We start from the raw sequence: 20,627 nt of genomic DNA, 5'->3' as shown, positions 1-20,627 counted from the left end.
CTTTGGAATCGCTATGGATACGCAAAACAACATCATCAGTGTCGGCTTAGTAGAAGATCAACAATTGGTTCGCCAAGGCATCGCTAGCCTGCTCGCCATTTCCGACAACATTCGCGTGTTATGGCAGGCCGAAGACGGCCAAGATGCACTCAGCCAACTCGCCAATAATCCTGTCGATGTGCTGCTCAGTGATATTCGCATGCCAAATCTTGATGGCATCGCCATGCTCAAACAGATACGTCAGAGTGCCAATCGCTTACCTGTCATCATGTTAACCACCTTCGACGACAGTGAGTTATTCCTCAATAGTTTACAGGCGGGAGCAAACGGCTTTTTACTCAAGGACGTGTCACTCGACAAGTTACTGCACGCCATCGAAACCGTCGCCAAAGGCGGCTACTTGATAGAGCCTTCGGTACTCAAACAGATGAGTGAGCCTAAACCTGCACCTAGCGTTGGGGTAACTAGAAATGAATTATTGTCGGAACGGGAGCGGGAAATCCTCAGTTTTATGGCGGGCGGATTCTCCAACAAGGAAATCGCCAATGCGGTATTTTTAGCCGAGGGCACAGTGAAAAATCATGTCTCTAACATACTCACTAAACTCGATTGCCGAGACCGCACCCAAGCTGTACTCAAGGGCTTACAACTGGCATTGATCTAACCCAATAGTATTCAGCAAAAGCCAATTGCCATGAGCGCAGCAAAGCCATGCTCAAAAATGAAATCAGCCTTGCTCTAACAGCATGAACTTATAGGAAAGGAACACTGATGCAAAATCTTATCAATGCCATAAGCACGATAGTTAGCCACACGCCAATGTGGGTCTTTGCTTTACTCGCTGGACTGATTTATTTGGGGCTGAGCCAGACAAAGAATCGTCAACTCAGCTTAGGCCGCGTATTACTGATGCCAGCAGTGATGACGATATGGTCTGTGATATCACTCAATTCGAGTCTACACAGCCCATTAGCGCTTATGCTATGGGGAGTCAGTTTACTACTGACGGTGGGTTTAGCTTGGTCTCTGCTGCCTAAAACGCCTGTCAGTTACCAAGCGGGTCTGTACCATATCAAAGGCAGTTGGCTGCCGCTGCTGCTGATTTTAGGGATTTTTATCATTAAATATGCCGTGGCTTACACACTCGCGACACAGGCAAATATCTTAGAAAACCACCTTTTCATCGCCATCACTAGCGCTACCTATGGCCTGCTCAGTGGCATCTTTATCCTAAGAGCAGTTCGCATACTCACTGGCGCGCATCATGCTCAAATTAACGGCTATTCGGCGCACTAGTGCGCTAACACTTACTCAAATTGCAGCCAACAAAAAGGGCCAGTTAAGGCCCTTTTTGTACTCATCTAAGACGATGAGTAATGGCTAAAACCTAACGAAGCTCCATCTCTTGGATAATTTCATGGGCAATGGCTGGCGTTGTGCAGCTCGGAGTTTCATGTAAATCTGCTTTTAGTTGACCTTTACGGTGCTTAAGTGCAGCATCTAATTTTTTCGATGCGGCCTTGATAGCTGGGTACATAACCTCATCGGTACCCGAAGCGGAAATGCGGCTGCCTTCATAATTGGTTCGAATTTCAACCTGATACTCGCCATGCTCTTTCGCAATAATGATATCCAGTGCGATCAGAGAGGGAAAATGAGTGGCGATCTTAGCAAATTTCTCGTTAACATCTTCTCTAATAGAATCAGTAACATCGACGTGGTGACCAGAAATATTTATTTTCATAGGTTGTCCCTTTTAATGTCATTACTTTTATTTTCGCTTCACTACTAGAGCTTGGGGCATACAGAATAAAACACAAGGGATATTGGCAAATATTTCGATCAACTCAGGTATTAGCATCTCCTAAATGTGACAGCCATCAAGAAGTTGAAAATAAAACTGTCCGAAAAATGCGATTAAGTGATTGATTTATAACCAGGCATTGATAGTAAATCAATCACAAAATTCAATGCGACCTAAAGTAAATACACTTAATATTTACGTTGCACACTCTGCTGCCAAAACTGTTGTGACAGATGATGCGTCTTAGTCGATAGACGCGACACTTGGTCGCCCCGCGCCGCCGCATCGAGCGTCTGCTCTAAACTCTGCTGAGCCAAATCGCTGATCACATGAATAGCACGACTGATTTCAGCGGCCACTGAGGTCTGCTGGGTCATAGCGGCGGCATTATCATCACTTAAGGAGTTAATCCTTGATATAGATGAAAGCAACTCGCCAAAAGCAACACTGGCTTCCTGCGCTAAGCCGACCGAACGTTTAACCTGCTCTTGTCCCGCCATCATAGTCGAAGTCGCCCTTTGAGTACTTTCCCTAAAGCGGCTAACAATTAATTCGATTTGCGAGGTGGATTGGCTAGTACGACTCGATAATTGTCTGACTTCATCGGCCACCACGGCAAAACCGCGGCCACTGTCCCCTGCCCGCGCCGCTTCAATTGCCGCATTTAAAGCTAACAGATTAGTTTGATCGGCAATGGCACGTATCACCTCAAGCACTTGGTGAATTGCACGGCTATCTTCTTCAATCGTTTGAACCACATCGGAAAAGTGACTCACTTGCACACTCAACTGATGAATCGCCTCTATGACAGTTTCTAAACGTGAATGACCGCGTTGAGCCGCCTCGTGGCTCGACACCATTTCAGAGGCGGTGCGGTGAATATTGCCCGTCACTTCGGCAAAACTGGCGCTCATCTGCTCCATCGCTGTTGCAGCCTGCGTCGTTTGCTCACTCTGGCTATCGGCGTGCTCCCAAGTGTTGGTAATGGTTTGTTTAAGATTGACACTTTGAGATTGGATTTCACTGGCAGAATCCGCCATGCGGCCGACAACGCCACCAATTTCGGTGATCAAAAAGCGCAGAGCAAGATCCAATTTTCCAATCTCATCTTGGCGGCCGGTATACACGCCCGTCGCCACAGGATCGTCAATAATATTAGTCGCCATCGACACGAGTTTTTGCAGCGGCTGCATCAGGAAATACCATGCTAGGCACGCTATCGTCATCCCCGCAATCGCGGCAACAATGGGAGAATAACTGGCAATCATTGCCGTAGTCATAATCGACATCAGCATGGCCAGCAGTATCTTGCCACTGAAACCTAACCTGTCTTTGCGCAATACCTTAGGTTGCTTACCCTGATTAATATCGCTGTAAATACTCTCGGCGGCTTTGATCTGCTCTGGAGTGGCTTGGCGGCGAACAGATTGATATTCGTGAATTTTACCGTCTTCATACACAGGGGCAACATAGGCATTTACCCAGTAATAACCGCCATTTTTAGTGCGATTTTTAACGATACCCATCCAAGGTTTACCCAGCTTAATTCGCTCCCAAAGGATCTTAAACGCAGCCGCTGGCATATCTTGATGACGCACTATGTTATGGGGATTCCCTTGTAACTCAGCAGCGCTAAACTCGCTGATCTGCGAAAAAGTCTGATTCACATATTTAATGTTTCCCTTCAAATCCGTCGTGGATAGTAGAATCGCATTATCTGACAGGTGTGTTTCACCATTCTTAGAATTTTTATGCATAGGGTTATCAGGCTAGGTCTCGGTAAAAAAGATAACGAGCATTCTGCCAAAACCTCAGTACATCAAAATTGATAAAGCTCACATTGGCAGCATAAAAATTAACCTAACGCTAAACAAGCAGTAACCACTAGATACACCTAAGCAAATAAAAACAAACAATTGTGACAAAGCCAGCAAGTCAGAAAATCCATATCTTGTTTCGCTCACAGTTTTAAGCCTTGCCTCCGTATCGGTTAAATATCTGTACCTCTCCCGCTCAGGGGAATAAAAAAACCACCTTAAGTTCGCACTTAAAGTGGTTTTAAATTCACAGCGAATCCATGGTGAGTTAACCGCGGCTCGCTGCGTTAGCCTAATTAACTTGAGTCACAGTTAAGGTTGGCGATTTAGGATCGGGACCTGTCACAGTAAAGCGATAAGTTGCATCCACTGGCGCATTAAAATGCATATTTGCCCCCTTTGAAGCCAAGACTTTTAACCCATCAAGCGTCACAGCCTCATCCCCCACCACAGCACCAAAATCGACACTAGACCAATCTGATGAAGCAATTTTGAACTCGTTATCACCTGCGATTAACGCGATATCGACACTGTAAACCGAAGCGCCTTGATAGGCTAACGTGTCCACTGTGCCCCAACCATTCATGCCGCCACGAATGTAAACCGTGTTCGCACCAAACATCGCCGTTTTATACACGCTGAGTTTAGGTTCATTACGATTTGACGCATCAAACACAAAGCTGTAGGTATCATCGCTGTCGAAGGTGATGCTCATATTGCCGCCTTTGACCGCCAGCAATTTCTCTTGATTGAGCACGACGACACCATCGGCCTCACCGGTACCATAATCTACGGTAGACCAATCACTGGACGCGAGTTTAAAGCCCTTAGTACCAGCCGTGATGGCGAGATCAACGCGATATATCCCACCGCCCATATACTTGACTTCGTTATCAGTCCCCCAACCATTCATATCACCACGCAGATACACTGGCGTTCCTACAAATGGCTCTTCGTTATAAACGCTTAATACGGGATGGTCCTTATCCGATGCATCAAGGGAGAACACATAGGTTGCCGTTATCCCCGCGGAAAAATGCAGATTCCCGCCCTTCGCTGCTAGCGCTTCGGCCACGCCTTCATCAACTTGCGCGACATCAGCACTTATGGCACCAAAATCAACGGTATTCCAGTCTGCCGAGGCAATTTTGAAATCATAGTCACCGGCATTCAGTTTGATGGCAATACGGTATTCGCCAGCGCCGACGTAGGCGAATTTATCGACTTCACCCCAGCCATTCATGCCGCCACGGACAAATACATCGGTACTGCCATAGGGCACAACATCGGGCGCACCAACGGTAGCGTTTGCCGAGAGACCCAAGCCCTGCGCACCGCTTTGTTTTTTCACAAATACAGCCGTGCTGTAGGCAGGAACCGTAAATGTGCCTTCATTCGCACCCTCACTAAAACTTGCGCCGCGGATTTTGGCATCAACAGAGTTTGCTTGTACTTCGTGTAAGCTAAAGCCTGCTGCAGTCGGCACTGTGTGAGACTGCTCCGTTGCGCTGCCGTTGATCATCACGACGATGGCATCGACTGCCGGGTCGAGATCGCTAAGACCAACGCCGTCGTCCAGACTCATTACGATGACACCCTGTTGCTGACGCTTACCGACGTTATGGAATCCCACACGCTCAATAATGGTCTGCACATCGGTCAAGCGGAATAATGGACTCTGATGGCGTATACGTAAAAACTCGTTAAATACCCCCGAAGCCAATTCGATATCCGACATGGAAGCCGCCGCATTTGGGTTAGCAGAAATACCCGCAATCTGCGTCCATTTGCTGCTGTTATCCTGCGCGAGTGGTAAACCTACATTCCAGTTATTGGTGTTGTAGGTAAAGTCGACATAGTTAAACCAGTCACCCGAGTCATAGCTGTTTCTGTCCATCGATTTTGAGCGCAGTAAATCACCGCCCATTTGCAGGAACGGCACCCCTTGGCTCAAGAGTGGAATACTGGCGGCCATGTTTTGGACTCGCACACGATTTTCAATACTCAAACCAATGGCATGTTTATATTGCAGGATATCCCACAGGGTTTCGTTATCGTGCTTAGAAACATAGTTAATACTGTCGGCAGGATCGAGAGCGTAAGCACTCGGTTGTGAGTTCCAGCTAAAGCTACTGCCCTTAGCCGAATTGCCATTAAAGTCTTTTAGTACATAGTTTTGTAAGTTACCCGCCAATGATAAGCGTAAGGTATCTTGATCCCGCAGGTAGTCATCCTTTGACTCAGTCGCAAACAATGCGCCACCACGCACCGCCTCGCGTATTCTGTCATTAAAGGTGCCCACTTCGGAGCCTGCCATATTGGCTTGGGTTGCCTGTTCGAATAAACGATTATCGGCAACTTCACCAAAGTTCCATCCTTCACCGTAGAAGTAAGTGTCTGGATCGACGGCCTGAACAGCGGTTCTCGCATCGAGAATACCTTGCTTAGGCATGTGCCCCATCACATCAAAACGGAAGCCGTCATAGCCATATTCTTTGGCAAGCAAGACTAAAGAATCAGTGACGAGTTTGCCCATCATTCGATGTTCAGTGGCGGTATTTTCACAACAGGTTGACTGTTCCATCGCGCCAGATACAGGGTCATATCTGTGGTAATAACCAGGAACGACCTTATCAAGCACAGCGTTAGCATTCACGCCAGAAGCGCTCGTGTGGTTATACACAACATCCAATACGACTCTGAGGCCAATATTATGCAAGGCTTGGTTCATTTCGCGCAGTTCAAGCACTCGCGCCGTACCCTCAGCCACTGTGGCATAACTGCCTTCAGGTGCAAAAAAATGCTGCGGATCGTAACCCCAGTTAAAGCCATCTAAACCACGCATAGCATCCACTAATGCCTGCGCATCACTTGAGCCGGGTAAGCTATTCGCCAGAATACTCTCTATAGTTGCTGACTTGTTTTGGGTTTTACAAGCATCGGCCGTATCATTGATTTTGCTGCATAACTTGGCCAAAGTGTCGGTCATTTCGATGCGTTCACTGGCATTTTCATTAACCGTTGCCATATCGGTGGCGGGCAACACATGGAAGTGAGTTAAGCCATTATCAACCAGCTTTTTAAGGTGTTCGACTGGCGCAGAGCCTTGCTCGGTAAAGGCCAAATATTTACCACGGTGGGCGGCACTGGTGCTCTGATCTCGAATACTAAAGTCTCGAATATGCCCCTCATAGATCACCGCATCTTCTGGGTGAGCAATCGCAGCAACGGTTTGGTTATCCCAGCCGTCAGGTTTAAGATCTGCATCGTCCAAATTAATAAACTGGCTAAAACGGCCGTTACTCGACACATTCAAAGAATAAGGGTCAGTGCTTTCTAACGACTCCAGTTTTTTAGTCGTTGGATGGTACACATTGAGCGCATAACGATAATAGAGGCGATTAAGGCTAGCATCACCGCGATAGGACCAGATACCAGTGAGGCTATCTAAGGTCATATTCTCAGTGCTTTTAAGTGTTTTATTGGCATCATAGACTTTCAGTTTTACGTCTTGGGCAGTCGGTGCCCACACTGAAGCAATAATGTTCGCCCCATCGTAAACCACACCGAGCGTAGCCTCATCAGCATCTTGGTCGCCCTGTGTGTAAAGATCATCAAGCACCTTGGCCGCTTGCACATAAGTTGCGCCAACAGGTTTGTCATCGGCATCGTAAGCGACTAATACTAATTGATCTTTTGCAATGGCTTTGGCTTCATCCGCAGTAAAATTAGCAGTATAAGCAGGCCAATCTGCCAGCACTGGCGATAACGCTTTTTGTGCATCGCTTAAGGTCGCGGGCGTTAAGGTCACTTGAGTGCCACTGATCACATTATTATCATCGGCGGCGATATCAGCCTTAGCTGAATAATGCAATTTCACGCTTGTCACCCCCTGTAGATCTTGATTCCACACAAAGGTATTGCGATCTAACCAGTGGGCACTCATACCTGAAATAGAGAAACCTGTCTCTAGAATCGGATACTCATACACATCCGACTCACCGTGAATGGTGAAATTCACGCGAACATACGTCGCATCGTCCTGTACCAGGGACATGGTTAAGTTGTTTTTACCTAAGGCTTTACCCGCATCATCCGTACCGGCATGCACAATAAAGTTGCCGCAGGCACCATAACCTTCCTTCAGATTAAGGATCCAATAGGCGCCATAATTAGGGTCAATACCATCGAAGGGATGGCCGTTGCTCCAGTCGCTGGTATCAAAAGGAGCGGCATAGGCATCACACTTTTCATCGTTCCAAGTATGTAATTTGTACTTAGGATATTCAGCGTTACTCGCAGTATTGTTTTTATCTTTAATGCGATTGTAGTAAAGCACTGCTTGATTGGCTTGCGGGAATACGCTTGGCGCGGGTAACGAGGGATCTAAACCGTTTATACAACTCTCGTTTTTAGGATCAGGGAATTTAGGCGCCTTACAACTGATAGGCGTTGGTGCAACGCAGCTTGTGCCCGTGGCATCGGGCACCATAGGCACATCGCAAGTTAATAGCACTTTACCCGGTTCAGATGAATCACTGCCGCCACAGGCCGAGAGTAAGGTCATACTCAGAGCTAAGGCCGACAGTTTAATAAGATTAGAGATACTCAACATGAGTGGTTTCTCCCAATTTGCGAATAAGACGCCGTGAAGCAAAATGGCGCAACATGTAATGGATTTAGGCTCTGTGCGTCTAAGCACACTAACTGATGCAATGGATTACAGGGCATAGGTGAACCCCAAGAAAAATTCGCGGCCAAAGTACTGTAGGGTGCCGGTTTTCTGCTCGGTGCCGAAGTAACTCTTAGTCGGTTCATCTGTGAGGTTATTGACTTGGAACAGTACGTTTAAACCGTCCGTTACTTGGTAGGAGGCTTGATAGTCCATCACGGTTTCGGAATCGAAGTTCACCACTTGATCGTTAATCGCCACCTGTTCAGAGACAAAAGCATCACGGTAACGAGCGCTGATACGAGTTTCAAAGCCCTCATAGCCATAAAACAAGGTTGCACTGAACACATTATTCGATAACCCAGGTAAAGATTGAGTCGCACTATCACCGCCTAGGCTGGTAATGGACTGCACCTCACTCTCGGTATAAGAATAACTGGCGTTAAAACCTAAACCGGAAAATAAATCGGGCAAGGAAGCAAACACTTGGGTATAAGCCAACTCTAAACCGCGAATGTATCCACCCTCAGCATTATTCATTGCAGTAGTGTAAGTGCCATTACTTGTTGAGGTTTGCACCCCAGTAACAGGATCGACGATGTAATCCGGCACGTTGAAGCCATTCCCCTTAAAATCGAAATTGGTGATAGCCACAGTATCAATAAAAGAATCAATATTTTTGTAGAATAGCGCCGCGACAAAGGCGCCTTCATCAAAGTATTTCTCGTAGGAAATATCATATTGATCCGCATAGAAAGGTTTTAAATAAGGGTTATTAGTACTGGAACCATTGATGACCCCATCGCTATTAGCCGTTGCGCTCGCATCTCCCGCCAAGCGGTTAATGGGCGGACGCGACATCACTTTAGCGGCTGCTAAACGGATTTGAGAATCTTCAGTGATCTTAAAACTAAGGTTAAGGGACGGTAGATAATCAACATAATCTATCCCTTTGATTTTAGGTGCATAGTAGTTATTTACTATGCCTAAATCATCGACAATGTACTGAGCGCCAAGCTCTGGATGTGCACCAACATTCTCTAAGACAGTTGCAGATTGGTCTGTTTCAACACGGCGTAAACCGAGATTTCCTGTGACTGGAATACCACCAATCTCGGTATCAAAATTAACCATAGCATAAGCCGCAAACACCTTTTCGAACACCTCCCCACTTTGCAATACGGTCCAAGAATAGTTAGTGGTATAGCCCTCAGCATCGAGTACACCATCGGCATTTCCCCAAGTTTGTACTGGTTGTGGGATACCTTCAGGGAACCAAGCCGCTAGCGCAGCGTCGAGATCAATGGCGAGATAAGAGGGGAAATAACTGAACTCACCCTGCCAATCGACGACCGAGGCCATATCAGACGTCAGCTTGAGTGGTGGCTCAGCGCTAGAGAAAGCGCCATCATTGCCATATTCAAATACCGAGCGGCGATTGGAGTAATTGCGATCAGAGTAACGTACACCAAACTCTACTGAGCTGATGTAATCATTCTCAAGGTCATATTTAAAATCAAGGCGATAAGCCTTTACCGCATCTTCATTCTCATAGGGATAGATGCCGTACTTACTCACCATCACCCGATCCAGATCGGTGAAAGCATCGGCTTGATTAAAGCCCACATCGGGCAGATTAAGCCCGTTAAGTTGATAACTAATCGAGACATTATCATCGAAAACTGGGGTATCAGCATTAGCATCGACAGCAACGTTCGCCCATAACAGGCCATTCCTAAAGTTACTTTTGGCTGAGGAATAGGAAATATCGGCGGCGACATTCAGTCTGTCTGTCACTTGCCAGTCAGCATTTAAGCCAAAGCTATTCACTTCATCAAAATCTTGGTTATCGTCGTTTACAGTCTCAACTCGGGTGTAGCTCTTTGAGGTGCGATTAAAGGTTCCGCCAATAACAGAATTGCCATCGAGTACAGGATTGGCAATCGCAGCGCCTGAGCCACCAAACTTAACCCTGAATCCTCGGGCAAACGATTCGCTATCGAAACGTGATAAAAATGCATCGGCCTTGAGCTTAAAATTATCCCTAGGTGCCCACTCAATCGCGCCCATATAACCGTTACGAATTTCAACGCCACCAAGGTGCTGTAGCTCAAAACCCTCGCTGATGTACTCATTCTCAGGGGCATCAATAGGACCGTTGGTATCATTAGCCAGTCCATCAACTTCTTTGCTGTCGTTATAAGCCAAACCGATAAATTGGGTCGCAACACTGGGTTGTTTTAGACGGGCATAACCTAAAGCCACGCCTAAGGTATCATCGAAGAACTTACCCTGATAAGACATACTCAATCTGTGGCCATACTCGTCAGCACCATACACTTCACTAGCTCTGTCGTTGTACATACCACGGGCATTTACCAGAAAACTATGGTCTTTATCGGATTGCAGTGGGCTGACTGTTTGCAGTTCAACTGTGCCTGCAACGCCCCCTTCAATGAGTGAGGCTTTAGGGGATTTGTACACAGCGGCGGATGAAATCAGTTCAGACGGGTATTGATCGAACTCGATACTGCGAGTACCACTCGTCGATACCTGTTCACGGCCATTTAAGGTTGAAAAAACAAAACCGCCAGACATACCGCGAATGTTAATTTCCGCCGCTTGTCCACCGGTACGTACCGCTGAAATACCGGGTAAGCGGGTCAGCGCATCCGCCATTGATACATCGGGTAAGGCGCCAAGATCATCTGCCGATAATTGCTCTGAAACTGTGTCGCCGTAACGCTTAGCATCGAGGGAATCAATCAGACTTTTGCTGTAACCTTTAACCTCAATACGTTCGATATTTGCCGCTTCATCGCTGGCTTTTTTGTTGGTTTCGACACTCTTGGTATTCGTGTTGGTATCGTTTTTTATATTGTCGTCTTGAGCTTGTTTGGCCTCCTGTTGAGTTGGCGTAGTCTCTGCTGCAAAGGCTAACTGCGGTGTATACACCACACTAAAGCCTGCTGTCGCGAGAGCCATGGTCAAGACGCTGAGTTTACAATGACGCATTTGGCATTCCCCTATGTCATAACGACTTGTTTTAACCCGATGTTCTATTCACCACATCAATCCAAGAAACATAGGGCAATCAAAGTGTCATACTAACGGTGTAGCGTTTTTCGCCTCAATGGGATGCATACGTATTCATAACTTATCATTCACAATATATTAACCATAAATTTTTAGCCTTTGATTTAAAAGATTTATATTCAAAGCTAAAAAAATACAAAAACACAACCTAGTAACAATCTGCACCTCCGTTAGCCCAAGATCACATATTTACATTCGAATCTAAATGATATCGTTTATCATTTGGATTAACTAAGTTATACTTCTCGCGGTTAGCTATCCCCTGTTAATAGAAATGCATTCACCGTTAAGCCGAGTCTTCTGCCGTTAAACCAGAAAGCTCAAGCACACTTTGCAGAATTAACCGTAACGGATAGCCATAACGGACCCATATTGGCTCGAAATGAGAAGTGGCACTTATGTCTAATACACCCGCGTTTGAAACGTCAACGCAATCATCTGCAGTGCAAACGCGCTCTTTCTCACTGATTTCACGGGGGATTGTGCAAATTGCGCGATGGTTTAAGCAAGAGCAATCGCAGTTTGCCTTCAAAGTCTTTGCCCGCGCGAGCGCCGCACTGCTGGCGGGTTATATTGCGGCGGCCACCTTGGCTTGCCTGCTGACAGTCGTGCTACCAATGCCCCGCTTCGAAAGCACAATAACGGCCAATATGTTGGCTTTTCTGTTTTATGCCATCGCCATTATTTACGCTTTTTGTGTACGTAAAACCTGGCATGCATGGCGAGATCTAGGCCTAGTGAGTTTGTTATGTTTTGGTTTGCTTCAGGTGTGTGGACAGTAAGATGAAAGAGACATTTTTTAGAACCTTATCTTGGCTACATACTTGGGCAGGCTTGCTCGTGTGCTGGGTGTTATTGTTGATCTTTTTTGCGGGTAGCTTGAGCTATTTCCGCCATGAAATCAGCCTTTGGAACGAACCCGAATTACACCAAGAGGTTTATCAAGACTATCAAGCCGATACGCTCGCAAATCAGCTGGATAAAGGCCAAGATTATATCGCAGCGCATTCGCCCGAATCGGCGCAGCGCTGGATGATAGGTTTTCCGACCGAACGTAAGCCCTTTCAAAGTGTGAGTTGGCAATTGCCACCAGAAAAAGGTCAACGTCGCGGCAAAACAGAAGAACATGTGGCCCTCGCCGATGGCAGCGGCATGATCTCAGAAGTGCGCGCAAGTCGTGGCGGCGATTTCTTCTATCGTCTGCACTTTGACTTGCATTATATGTCCGCAATTACGGCCCGATATATCGTCGGTATTTGCACTATGTTTATGCTAATTGCCCTTATCAGCGGCATAGTGATCCACAAGCGGATCTTCAAGGATATGTTCAGCTTTAGACGCGACAAGGGCGCCCGCTCTTGGTTAGATGCACACAATGTGAGCTCTGTCATCGCCCTGCCCTACCATCTGATGATCACTTATACCGGGCTTATCACCCTGATGTTGATCTATATTCCGTGGACGGTGGATACCGCCTATTCGGGTGACAGCCAAGCCTTTTTAAAAGAGCTGAACCCCGCCAGACAAACCGAGAAAGCCACGGGGATTAGCGCACCACAGGTGCAGCTGAGTCAATTACTGCCGCAGGTGCAAGCCGCTTGGGGCGATGCGCCGATTAAGCAAGTGATAGTCTCATACCCTAAAGATCAAAATAGCCAAGTGACCTTTTACCAAAACACAGGTAAAGATGTGACCGATGAGGCCAACATTTTGATATTTAACGGGGTCAATGGTGAGCTTAAGTATGCCAGCCCGCATGAAGCCTCGGGAGCATCCGCTACTTACGACACTATGATGTCGCTACACACGGCGCGTTTTGCCGCCCCGCTATTACGCATATTGTTCTTTTTCTGCGGCTTATTGGGTTGCGCTATGGTCGCAACAGGCACCTTGATGTGGGCCATTCGTCTACGTCAAAAACAACAGAAAGCCATAGAGAAAGGCGAGAAACCAAGCTTAGGATTACGTCTCGTCGAAGGGTTAAACTTCATGTTTATCTTAGGATTACCCTTAGGCGCTGTGAGCTTCTTTTACGCAAATCGTCTGCTATCGACAAGTTTTGCAGGCCGCTCCGAATGGGAAGTTCACAGCTTCTTTATCGCGTTAGCGGCAATGGGAGTGTGGGCTTTCTTTGGCCGTTCACGTCGCCAGTGGCAAGCTGCATTGATAATCACAGGCAGTTTGTGCTGTGCACTGCCCGTGCTCAATGCCTTCACATCGCCGAGCAATCTCATCGATAATATCCAATCCCATCAATGGCCTTTAGTCGGATTTGACGTGCTCGCCATTCTACTTGGCGGCGCTATGCTATTTGCCAGCAAAAGATTAACTTTAATTGCTAAAGCCCCAGCCAAGCGCCCAGCAAGACCCGCATTCAATGCGCCGAATACCAAAGCGAATAAAGCACGCCGCAGCGAGCCACAAACATCCCTAGCCAACGAACTTACCTCGCCGTCTTCATTGGAGGAAGCCAAATCATGATGCCAGAATTTATCCCTGTACTTGGGATCTTAGGCTTAAGTTATCTCTCACTGGCCCTGTTCGCCTTAGCTAAGTTTGGCCATTTTAAGGATGTGTTTAACCGTCCACCAGCACAATGGCAAAGCCATTTACTCACCTTGTTTGCTTGGTTATTACTGGCATTTAGCTTAAGTGCCTGCGCGAGCGATCAAGGCTGGGCCTACGGTAGCATTTTATTTATGGGGATCATTTCCCTCGCGGCCATGCTGGTCATACTGACGTTAAGCTACAGCCCGCGCCATTTACCGATTGGTATCGTCGCTGGCAGCGTACTCACAAGCAGCCTATTACTGAGCGCTGGGCTATAACTTCTGTTGCACTAAGCTATAACTTCCTGCCGCACTGGGCCACAGGTCATGGCTAAGTGCGCACCGCTAGGCTATAGTGCCCTGATGTCCTTCAGATAGGAGAAAATAATGGGCTTTAACTTAACGGTTAACTGGCAAACCTCGCCCGCCGAAGAAGGCGAATTTTGTCGAGACCACAGTATTACCTTTGGCAGCGGCCAGACGATTCAAGCCTCGTCGGCACCGGAATACAAAGGCAATGGGCAGAATGTAAACCCAGAGGAAAGCCTACTGGCGGCGTTATCCTCATGCCATATGTTGACCTTTCTCGCGATTGCACATCTTAAGCGCTTACCAGTGACGTCCTATGTGGACAATGCCACTGCAGAGCTGGGTAAAAACGAAGCGGGCAAGTTGGCCGTCACTAAGATGGTGCTGAATCCTAAGGTCATTTTTGCCGAAGGGGTTGAAGTCAGCCAAGAAACCCTTGAGAAAATTCACGAAAAAGCACATGTAAATTGCTTTATCGCCAATAGTTTAGCGACAGATATTCATATCAAGTTTTAAGATTTGTGCTGATGTCTACGGCCCGCTAATGGTTTCCTAAGCGGGCTTTTTTATTGCCGCACCGCAGATCATTACCAGTCGGACTCATTACCATCACCAAATCTCCGCCGGCCCTCCACAGAGTCTTACCCATTCGCACCCCCGAAATTTCTCCATGGTTCAGCTCATATCCAGCTTTTAAACCGTACGATTGGTATAACTTAGTGCCAACTGCTGGAGTTAAACGATGCACATTCAACCACTATAGCGACAGGAACAAGCCAAGGGATTTCAGCGCCAACGGCCTATTACCTAAGCCATAACGAAGACGCGAGAGCGATGACAGTTAATCACCTTGCCCAACAACAGCAAGTGAACACTATGCAAATCTACGCAGAAACGAGTAAGAATATTAATGAATGGGCATAAAAATGGGTGTTGTCTCGGGAACTAAGAGACAACACCCTAACTTTGTACGCGACTATGCTAACTGAGCTACCTTAAATTTTAGTTAAATACTGAATTTAAATATCAATTACTTAGCTTTTATATCCTGCGCCATTCCTTTTACTGGCAGAGGTTGCGCTTTTAAAGCTGGAACGGGCTGCTTAACCAACTCATCCTTCAAATAGCTTATCGCTGTCTCAAGCTGCGCATCTTTACCGTTATAGGTGGCGAAAGGTAAGTTATCGACTTCAATATCCGGCGTTACACCATGCCCTTCCAGCACCCAGCGACCATCCATTGCATACTGTGGATACTCGGCCACTCGCGCCATACCTTTATCGGTCAGCGAATTTCGCCCAGATAACCACACGCCCGCACCTGCCGTTTGTTTACCAATTAGCGGTGCAATACCCAGCGCTTTAATTCCCGCTGAGAAGGTTTCACCGTCGGAATAGGTCAGTTCATCGGTTAACACGACTAAATGGCCACGGAAGGTTTGCTGCATATTGGTGTTTGCCGTGCCGTGGGTCGGTTGCCAAAACGCCCAAGCGCGGCGCAATAACTTCTCAATAATCCAACTGTCGATATTGCCGCCGCGATTACGGCGAACGTCGATAATCAAACCGTCTTTATCGTAATTGGTATAAAACTCACGGGCGAAACTTTCAATATCGCCGCCGCCCATGGCATATAAGTGCAAATAACCAATCTTGCCCTTACTCGCATCCTCGACCACAGTCGCGTTATGGCTCACCCAATCTAAATAACGTAATTGGCCATCAACCATAGCGCTGACGGGCATAACGATGGTTTTATGGGTTTGGCTGCCACGCTTAAGTTGCAGTAATACTTGCTTGTCCTGTTGATTGCGCAACAGCCGCGTGACATCGGCCACGTTCGCCACTGGCGTGCCATTGATGGCCAGCAGCACATCGCCTTCTTTGGCATCGACTTCGATACGATTTAACGGTGAAGCGTTAGCTGGCAACTCAGGATCGTTACTGTAAATATGCGCAATTTTAACGCCATCTGCAGTTTGCTGTAGGCGCGCACCTAGGCTAGCTGCTTTAGCCGCATCGGGATCTTTGGGTAAATCACCGCCGCGGACCTGTGAGTGCAAAGAATCCAATTCGCCCATCATTTGCATGAAGATATCGTTCAGTTCGTTACGGTCAGTCAGGCGGTCAAGCAAAGGTTGATACTTAGCTTTGGTCGCTTGCCAATCGAGGCCCCGCATCTTCTTATCGAAGAAAGATTCTCTGTGCATCAACCAAGCATCTTCAAACATTTGTTGCCATTCAAGCTGGGGAGAAATCGCTAATTGCCATTGATCCGTTTGCACTTTGGCATTGTCGGTATCGCCTAGCTTATCGCCACCGTCAACGATCATCAGTGCCTTGTCATTGCTGAACTTACGCAGCATCAGCTTTTTGCCATCGGCAGAAACCGCATAATGGCCAATGTCCTCGGCAAAAACCTCGGCTTTCGGACTTAATGGATCAAACTTGATGGTCATCAGACTCGGTTCGGCGTCATCACCCATCGCTTGGTCGAGCACATAAAGCCTACCATCGACGGCGCGCAGTTCACTGTAATTGCCTGAATCGATAGGCACTTGCCATAGGCGCTGCGAAATACCAGACCAATCGATTTTCACCGGATTCGGTTTATCCTTAGCATCGGTTTTGTCAGCTTGGTTAACGCTGAGTTCATTGGGTTTACTAAAGGGGAATTTGGCATTGTTAACTAAGGCGATGGCGAAAATTTGGCTGCGTTTATCAAACACTGGGCCCATGTTTCTATCGCCCCAAGGTGAACTTGGCGTAGCACTAAATTGGCGATTTGACAGGAAATATAGCCACTGACCGTCACTGCTAAAGGTTGGCGAATAGGATTCGTACTTATCACTGGTGAGCGTCTCGACCTTATTTTCATCCACAGAGTAAAGGACGATTTGCGGTCTTTGTTTACCGATTTCTGACTTAGTTAATGCGATAAAACGGCTGTCTCCGGACCAGCGAATATCAGCATAAGGTCCAAGTCCCTCGCCGTTAGTGATGATTTTCTGATTGGTATTTTTCTTTAAGTCGAGCAACCAAACATTGCCATCGTTATCGTCGTGGGCGATAAATCGACCGTCATTGGACAGATTCAAACTCATTCTTAAGGTATGGCCGTCCTTCGTCAGCTGCTTAGCGCCACTGCTGCCATCGGCGGGGAATTGCCAAATTTCCTGTTGGCCTGTCATATCGCTAAGCGCATAAACCGACTTGCCATCTTGACTCATAATCGCGTTTCTAACTCGATAAGTCCCCGGCAGCGCAACTTGCACTAAGCGCGAACCATCAACACCCGCAATAGCCACATGGCTGCGGGCGGTGATCACCACTTTATCGCCAGCAAGGGCTAAATCGGTAGAGGATGCATAATCCATAGGATCTTTCACCCAGTGCTCACGGCGCTGGGCAAAATCGGACGTGAGTTCGATATCGAGTAATGCGTCTTTCGCGGCCGCAACATCAAATACATGGATATCCGCACCTAACTGGAAGACCACTTTGCCTTGATCCATCCGCGCGCCGCGGACTTGCCAATCTTTAAATTGGGTCAACTGTTTTGCGTCTGAACCATCGAGCGCCATCGACCAGAGGTTGTCGTTACCATCACTGTCGCTAATAAAATACAGCCTGTCTTGCCATAGCATAGGTTGACGCACTGAGCCGTCGTGCTGGCCGCTGAGCAACCGGGCTTCGGTTTTGCTACCAAGTTTAAAGCGCCATAATTCGCCCTTTGCGCCGCCACGGTACACTTTGGCGTTATCCCCAGTGACTTGTAGACCAAAGCGGGTGAAGTACACGTATTCGTTGCGATCATCAATCACACCTTCGACCGCATCGGCTAAGGGTAAATCTGTAGTCGTGAGGGTTTTAGGATCGACGCTGCGCAGCATCCAATTATTCGCAGGACCAAAACCACTGTCGGTAGAATATAAAATCTCGCCTTTGGCGGTCCAACCCTGAACACGCACACGGCTATTCTCAAAACTCACCCGTTTAGCCACACCACCCGCAACCGGGATCACATACACTTCGCTCGCACCTTCATAATTGGCCACGTAAGCAACCCACTTACCATCGGCTGAAATGGTCGCACCTAGCTCCTCTGCGGGTAAACTCGTTAAGCGAGTCGCCGCTTTTTGGCCTAAGGTCTGAGTCCATAAATCCCCTTCAGCGGTAAAGACTAAGGTTTGATCGTGCAGGGCTGGCGCGCGGTAATAGCCTTGATTACTCACCGCATTGGCAGCGATGGCTTGGGCCGCAGTGAATGTACCTAGGGCAAGCATACAGCAGGCGACAGAATGGCGAAGTTTCATAAATGACCTCTATCCTATTGTTATTTTTAGCAATGGACTCTTTAACGACGAGATTTTGCTAGCAGAGTGAGCGAAGACATTCTTGCCATGGGCTTTTGTAAAAAAACGCAATCAAACCCAAAGCATGACAATTTAGCTCACCAAACTAGCAGAATTTAATAGAGAGTTCAGTAACTTCGAGCCAGAGAAGTTTTAGCAAATGTGTCACATCTTAAATCGCGGGAAAACAACTGAGTAAAAAACAATATTCTTTAGTGCAAATAACCAAAAATCATAGCGTTACCCTGTTGCACTACGATAAAAAATCATCAAAAGTGAGACGTGATTAGCGCAGTTGAAGGGCAAGTATTAAGGACTAATATCAAGAACTAATGTTAAGGGCTAACGTTAGGCATGATTACGGGCTGACGTACAGCGTCTTTAATGGACTGCTTAGGCGGCTCATATTGGATTGTTTCGCTAGTGACATTTGTTGCCATTTATTGATCACGCGTGCAATTTCACCGTTATCCATCAAGGCCTTAATCGCCTGATTAAACTGCTCTAACTGGCTTGGCGTCATACTCGCTTTACTGAGCATTAAATGGATATGGTTTTGATCTAACACTAATTTGAGTGGTACTAGCTTAATATGTTGATGCTGACTGGCAATATAGGGCATGGCCATAGTATCGCCGACGATCATATCCCCGCGACCATAGGTGAGCATTTGTACCGACTTATCTGAGTCAGGGCTCAATACCAATAAATGCTCCTGCTCTAATCGATATTGAGACTCTTGATAATCGGCGCCATACCAACCGCTTGAAGGCACAAGCAGGCGTAACTTTTTGGTAAAAATGTCCTCCCACTTATCGACATTGATCTGATCTTTTTGCTCATCGAGCACGAATAAGCGCAGCTCTTCGTCTCGATAATAACTGGAAAAATGCGCATAAGCCTGACGTTCATCCGTCATTGTCGCTCCCATCAACACATCTAACTGTCCAGCTTTCAGCATCTGATGCGATCGCTTAGCTGGCACATTGATAAAATTGATTTTGCAACCAAGATACACGGCAAATGCCCGCATCAGATCCACATCTAAACCTTGAGCTTCTCCTTGGGGATCTTGCCAAGCATAGGGAGGCCAGTCGTTATAACCGACTTTAATGGTTTTATGACAGGGTAAAGGGCTATTAACCTGCAACGCACTTTTGGCGGGCAAAGCTAAAAAAAGCAGCAATAAGACAGGAACGTATTTAAACAATGACATAGGCTAAGTTACTTGCCCCTTAAGTTGGCGATCCTCTCCTGATGAAGATGAAGCAAAACGGTTCAACGTCAGGCTTCCGCGGTGTTTTAATACCTAAATAAGCGTAGTTGGCACTTAGACAGTGCGCCATAAACACCAGTCAGATCATAGTAATTAACCGAAATAGGGCGCGGAGAATAACAACAAAAAAGGACAGTAGCTAGTTTAACGCGTTTAGTGTAGCCGACTTAATGCACTTGCCATAAAGACTCCGCCTGAGTAACTAAACTCAAGTTGAAGGTTAAGCTCGCTAAATCTGACACTTATAAATAACAGCAACAACCTTAGTGGGATCGCCCATATCAGTCTGTAACCAAACGATGTGCGTGCCGCCCAATTGCTCTCCCTGAGCTATGGCAGACTCTTTGGCTTCATCTAGATTATTCTCGCGGCGGCTCACCCCTGTGACGATGGCAAAACTGTCGCAATGGGTCACTTCAAAATCGTAGGCCACATTTATGCGCCGATATAACTCACGTTGAGCGGTTGCACACCCTGAGGTTAAGACGCAAAAACAGACACTTAATAGAAAAAATCTAGACAAATCAATCAACCCACTGAGTAAACACGCGGGTGAACATAAACAATTAAAACCAATAAAATTGTGAACTTGATCACATTTTTATCACCAAAGACAATACAATAAGTTACAAATATTAATTAAATATCATGTAGTTAAATAAAAGTTCTTTTATGCTTACCTGCAACACAGTTTCATCAATTTATCGTTATTTTGCTTACATCTGTAAAAAGTGCGCTTATAAAAAAATG

The 20,627-nt window shown here is 46.8% G+C and carries 13 protein-coding genes and 1 pseudogene; 7 read left to right on the top strand and 7 right to left on the bottom strand.

Translation table 11 applies throughout. The annotated features are described in order from the left end of the window. The first annotated feature begins 13 nt into the window (after window positions 1-13). Entirely contained in the window at window positions 14-664 is a 651-nt protein-coding gene (locus tag Q4Q49_RS18605; protein ID WP_126491421.1) for a response regulator transcription factor, read from the top strand. 107 nt (window positions 665-771) lie between these two features. Next, a complete protein-coding gene (locus Q4Q49_RS18600; protein WP_115335223.1) occupies window positions 772-1,296 on the top strand; it encodes a DUF6622 family protein in 525 nt (174 codons plus the stop codon). A gap of 91 nt (window positions 1,297-1,387) precedes the next feature. Here Q4Q49_RS18600 and hpf read toward each other — a convergent pair whose 3' ends face one another. The 4 genes from hpf to Q4Q49_RS18580 form a co-directional block, all read right to left on the bottom strand. Beyond that, on the bottom strand, window positions 1,388-1,744 hold the full coding sequence (hpf, locus tag Q4Q49_RS18595) for a ribosome hibernation-promoting factor, HPF/YfiA family (RefSeq protein ID WP_006080817.1): 357 nt from the start codon (window positions 1,742-1,744) through the stop codon (window positions 1,388-1,390). Window positions 1,745-1,992: 248 nt separating this feature from the next. Continuing rightward, window positions 1,993-3,561 carry a PAS domain-containing methyl-accepting chemotaxis protein gene (locus Q4Q49_RS18590; RefSeq protein ID WP_312000076.1) on the bottom strand — a complete coding sequence of 523 codons (1,569 nt, stop codon included), beginning with the start codon at window positions 3,559-3,561 and terminating at the stop codon, window positions 1,993-1,995. A 352-nt stretch (window positions 3,562-3,913) separates the two neighbouring features. Then, the gene (locus tag Q4Q49_RS18585; RefSeq protein WP_312000075.1) at window positions 3,914-8,236 is read right to left on the bottom strand and encodes an alpha-1,6-glucosidase domain-containing protein; all 4,323 of its coding nucleotides are present in this window, start codon (window positions 8,234-8,236) and stop codon (window positions 3,914-3,916) included. A gap of 105 nt (window positions 8,237-8,341) precedes the next feature. Then, the gene (locus Q4Q49_RS18580) at window positions 8,342-11,308 is read right to left on the bottom strand and encodes a TonB-dependent receptor (protein ID WP_312000073.1); all 2,967 of its coding nucleotides are present in this window, start codon (window positions 11,306-11,308) and stop codon (window positions 8,342-8,344) included. A 479-nt stretch (window positions 11,309-11,787) separates the two neighbouring features. On the opposite strand from Q4Q49_RS18580, the gene Q4Q49_RS18575 reads away from it, so the two are divergent. The 5 genes and pseudogenes from Q4Q49_RS18575 to Q4Q49_RS22205 all read left to right on the top strand — a co-directional run. After that, entirely contained in the window at window positions 11,788-12,171 is a 384-nt protein-coding gene (locus Q4Q49_RS18575) for a DUF3649 domain-containing protein (RefSeq protein ID WP_006085094.1), read from the top strand. Between the two features lies 1 nt (window position 12,172). Beyond that, entirely contained in the window at window positions 12,173-13,870 is a 1,698-nt protein-coding gene (locus tag Q4Q49_RS18570; protein WP_312000072.1) for a PepSY-associated TM helix domain-containing protein, read from the top strand. Then, window positions 13,867-14,217: a DUF3325 domain-containing protein gene (locus tag Q4Q49_RS18565; RefSeq protein ID WP_006080813.1), complete on the top strand. Its 351-nt coding sequence runs from the start codon at window positions 13,867-13,869 to the stop codon at window positions 14,215-14,217. The genes Q4Q49_RS18570 and Q4Q49_RS18565 overlap by 4 nt, the downstream gene beginning before the upstream one ends. 108 nt (window positions 14,218-14,325) lie before the next feature. Further along, window positions 14,326-14,763 carry an OsmC family protein gene (locus Q4Q49_RS18560; protein WP_071939181.1) on the top strand — a complete coding sequence of 146 codons (438 nt, stop codon included), beginning with the start codon at window positions 14,326-14,328 and terminating at the stop codon, window positions 14,761-14,763. 228 nt (window positions 14,764-14,991) lie between these two features. Next, window positions 14,992-15,171: pseudogene (locus tag Q4Q49_RS22205) on the top strand (hypothetical protein); the annotation flags it as partial. A gap of 106 nt (window positions 15,172-15,277) precedes the next feature. Here the strand turns inward: Q4Q49_RS22205 and Q4Q49_RS18555 are convergent. The 3 genes from Q4Q49_RS18555 to Q4Q49_RS18545 form a co-directional block, all read right to left on the bottom strand. Further along, on the bottom strand, window positions 15,278-18,562 hold the full coding sequence (locus Q4Q49_RS18555) for a S41 family peptidase (protein WP_312000071.1): 3,285 nt from the start codon (window positions 18,560-18,562) through the stop codon (window positions 15,278-15,280). Window positions 18,563-18,959: 397 nt separating this feature from the next. Then, a complete protein-coding gene (locus Q4Q49_RS18550) occupies window positions 18,960-19,817 on the bottom strand; it encodes a transporter substrate-binding domain-containing protein (RefSeq protein WP_312000070.1) in 858 nt (285 codons plus the stop codon). Between the two features lie 289 nt (window positions 19,818-20,106). After that, window positions 20,107-20,409, bottom strand: a complete 303-nt coding sequence (locus Q4Q49_RS18545) for a hypothetical protein (RefSeq protein ID WP_172837304.1) — start codon at window positions 20,407-20,409, stop codon at window positions 20,107-20,109. Between the last annotated feature and the right edge of the window lie 218 nt (window positions 20,410-20,627).

It is taken from the genome of Shewanella sp. SP1S1-7 (assembly GCF_031932105.1).
GTDB classification, from domain to species: Bacteria; Pseudomonadota; Gammaproteobacteria; order Enterobacterales; family Shewanellaceae; genus Shewanella; species Shewanella baltica.
This window is presented reverse-complemented; position numbering and strand designations above follow the sequence as displayed.

Coding starts and splice junctions, on each gene's coding strand:
- Q4Q49_RS18605 (WP_126491421.1), top strand. CDS start 14: ATGGATACGCAAAACAACATCATCAGTGTCGGCTTAGTAGAAGATCAA.
- Q4Q49_RS18600 (WP_115335223.1), top strand. CDS start 772: ATGCAAAATCTTATCAATGCCATAAGCACGATAGTTAGCCACACGCCA.
- hpf (WP_006080817.1), bottom strand. CDS start 1,744: ATGAAAATAAATATTTCTGGTCACCACGTCGATGTTACTGATTCTATT.
- Q4Q49_RS18590 (WP_312000076.1), bottom strand. CDS start 3,561: ATGCATAAAAATTCTAAGAATGGTGAAACACACCTGTCAGATAATGCG.
- Q4Q49_RS18585 (WP_312000075.1), bottom strand. CDS start 8,236: ATGTTGAGTATCTCTAATCTTATTAAACTGTCGGCCTTAGCTCTGAGT.
- Q4Q49_RS18580 (WP_312000073.1), bottom strand. CDS start 11,308: ATGCGTCATTGTAAACTCAGCGTCTTGACCATGGCTCTCGCGACAGCA.
- Q4Q49_RS18575 (WP_006085094.1), top strand. CDS start 11,788: ATGTCTAATACACCCGCGTTTGAAACGTCAACGCAATCATCTGCAGTG.
- Q4Q49_RS18570 (WP_312000072.1), top strand. CDS start 12,173: ATGAAAGAGACATTTTTTAGAACCTTATCTTGGCTACATACTTGGGCA.
- Q4Q49_RS18565 (WP_006080813.1), top strand. CDS start 13,867: ATGATGCCAGAATTTATCCCTGTACTTGGGATCTTAGGCTTAAGTTAT.
- Q4Q49_RS18560 (WP_071939181.1), top strand. CDS start 14,326: ATGGGCTTTAACTTAACGGTTAACTGGCAAACCTCGCCCGCCGAAGAA.
- Q4Q49_RS18555 (WP_312000071.1), bottom strand. CDS start 18,562: ATGAAACTTCGCCATTCTGTCGCCTGCTGTATGCTTGCCCTAGGTACA.
- Q4Q49_RS18550 (WP_312000070.1), bottom strand. CDS start 19,817: ATGTCATTGTTTAAATACGTTCCTGTCTTATTGCTGCTTTTTTTAGCT.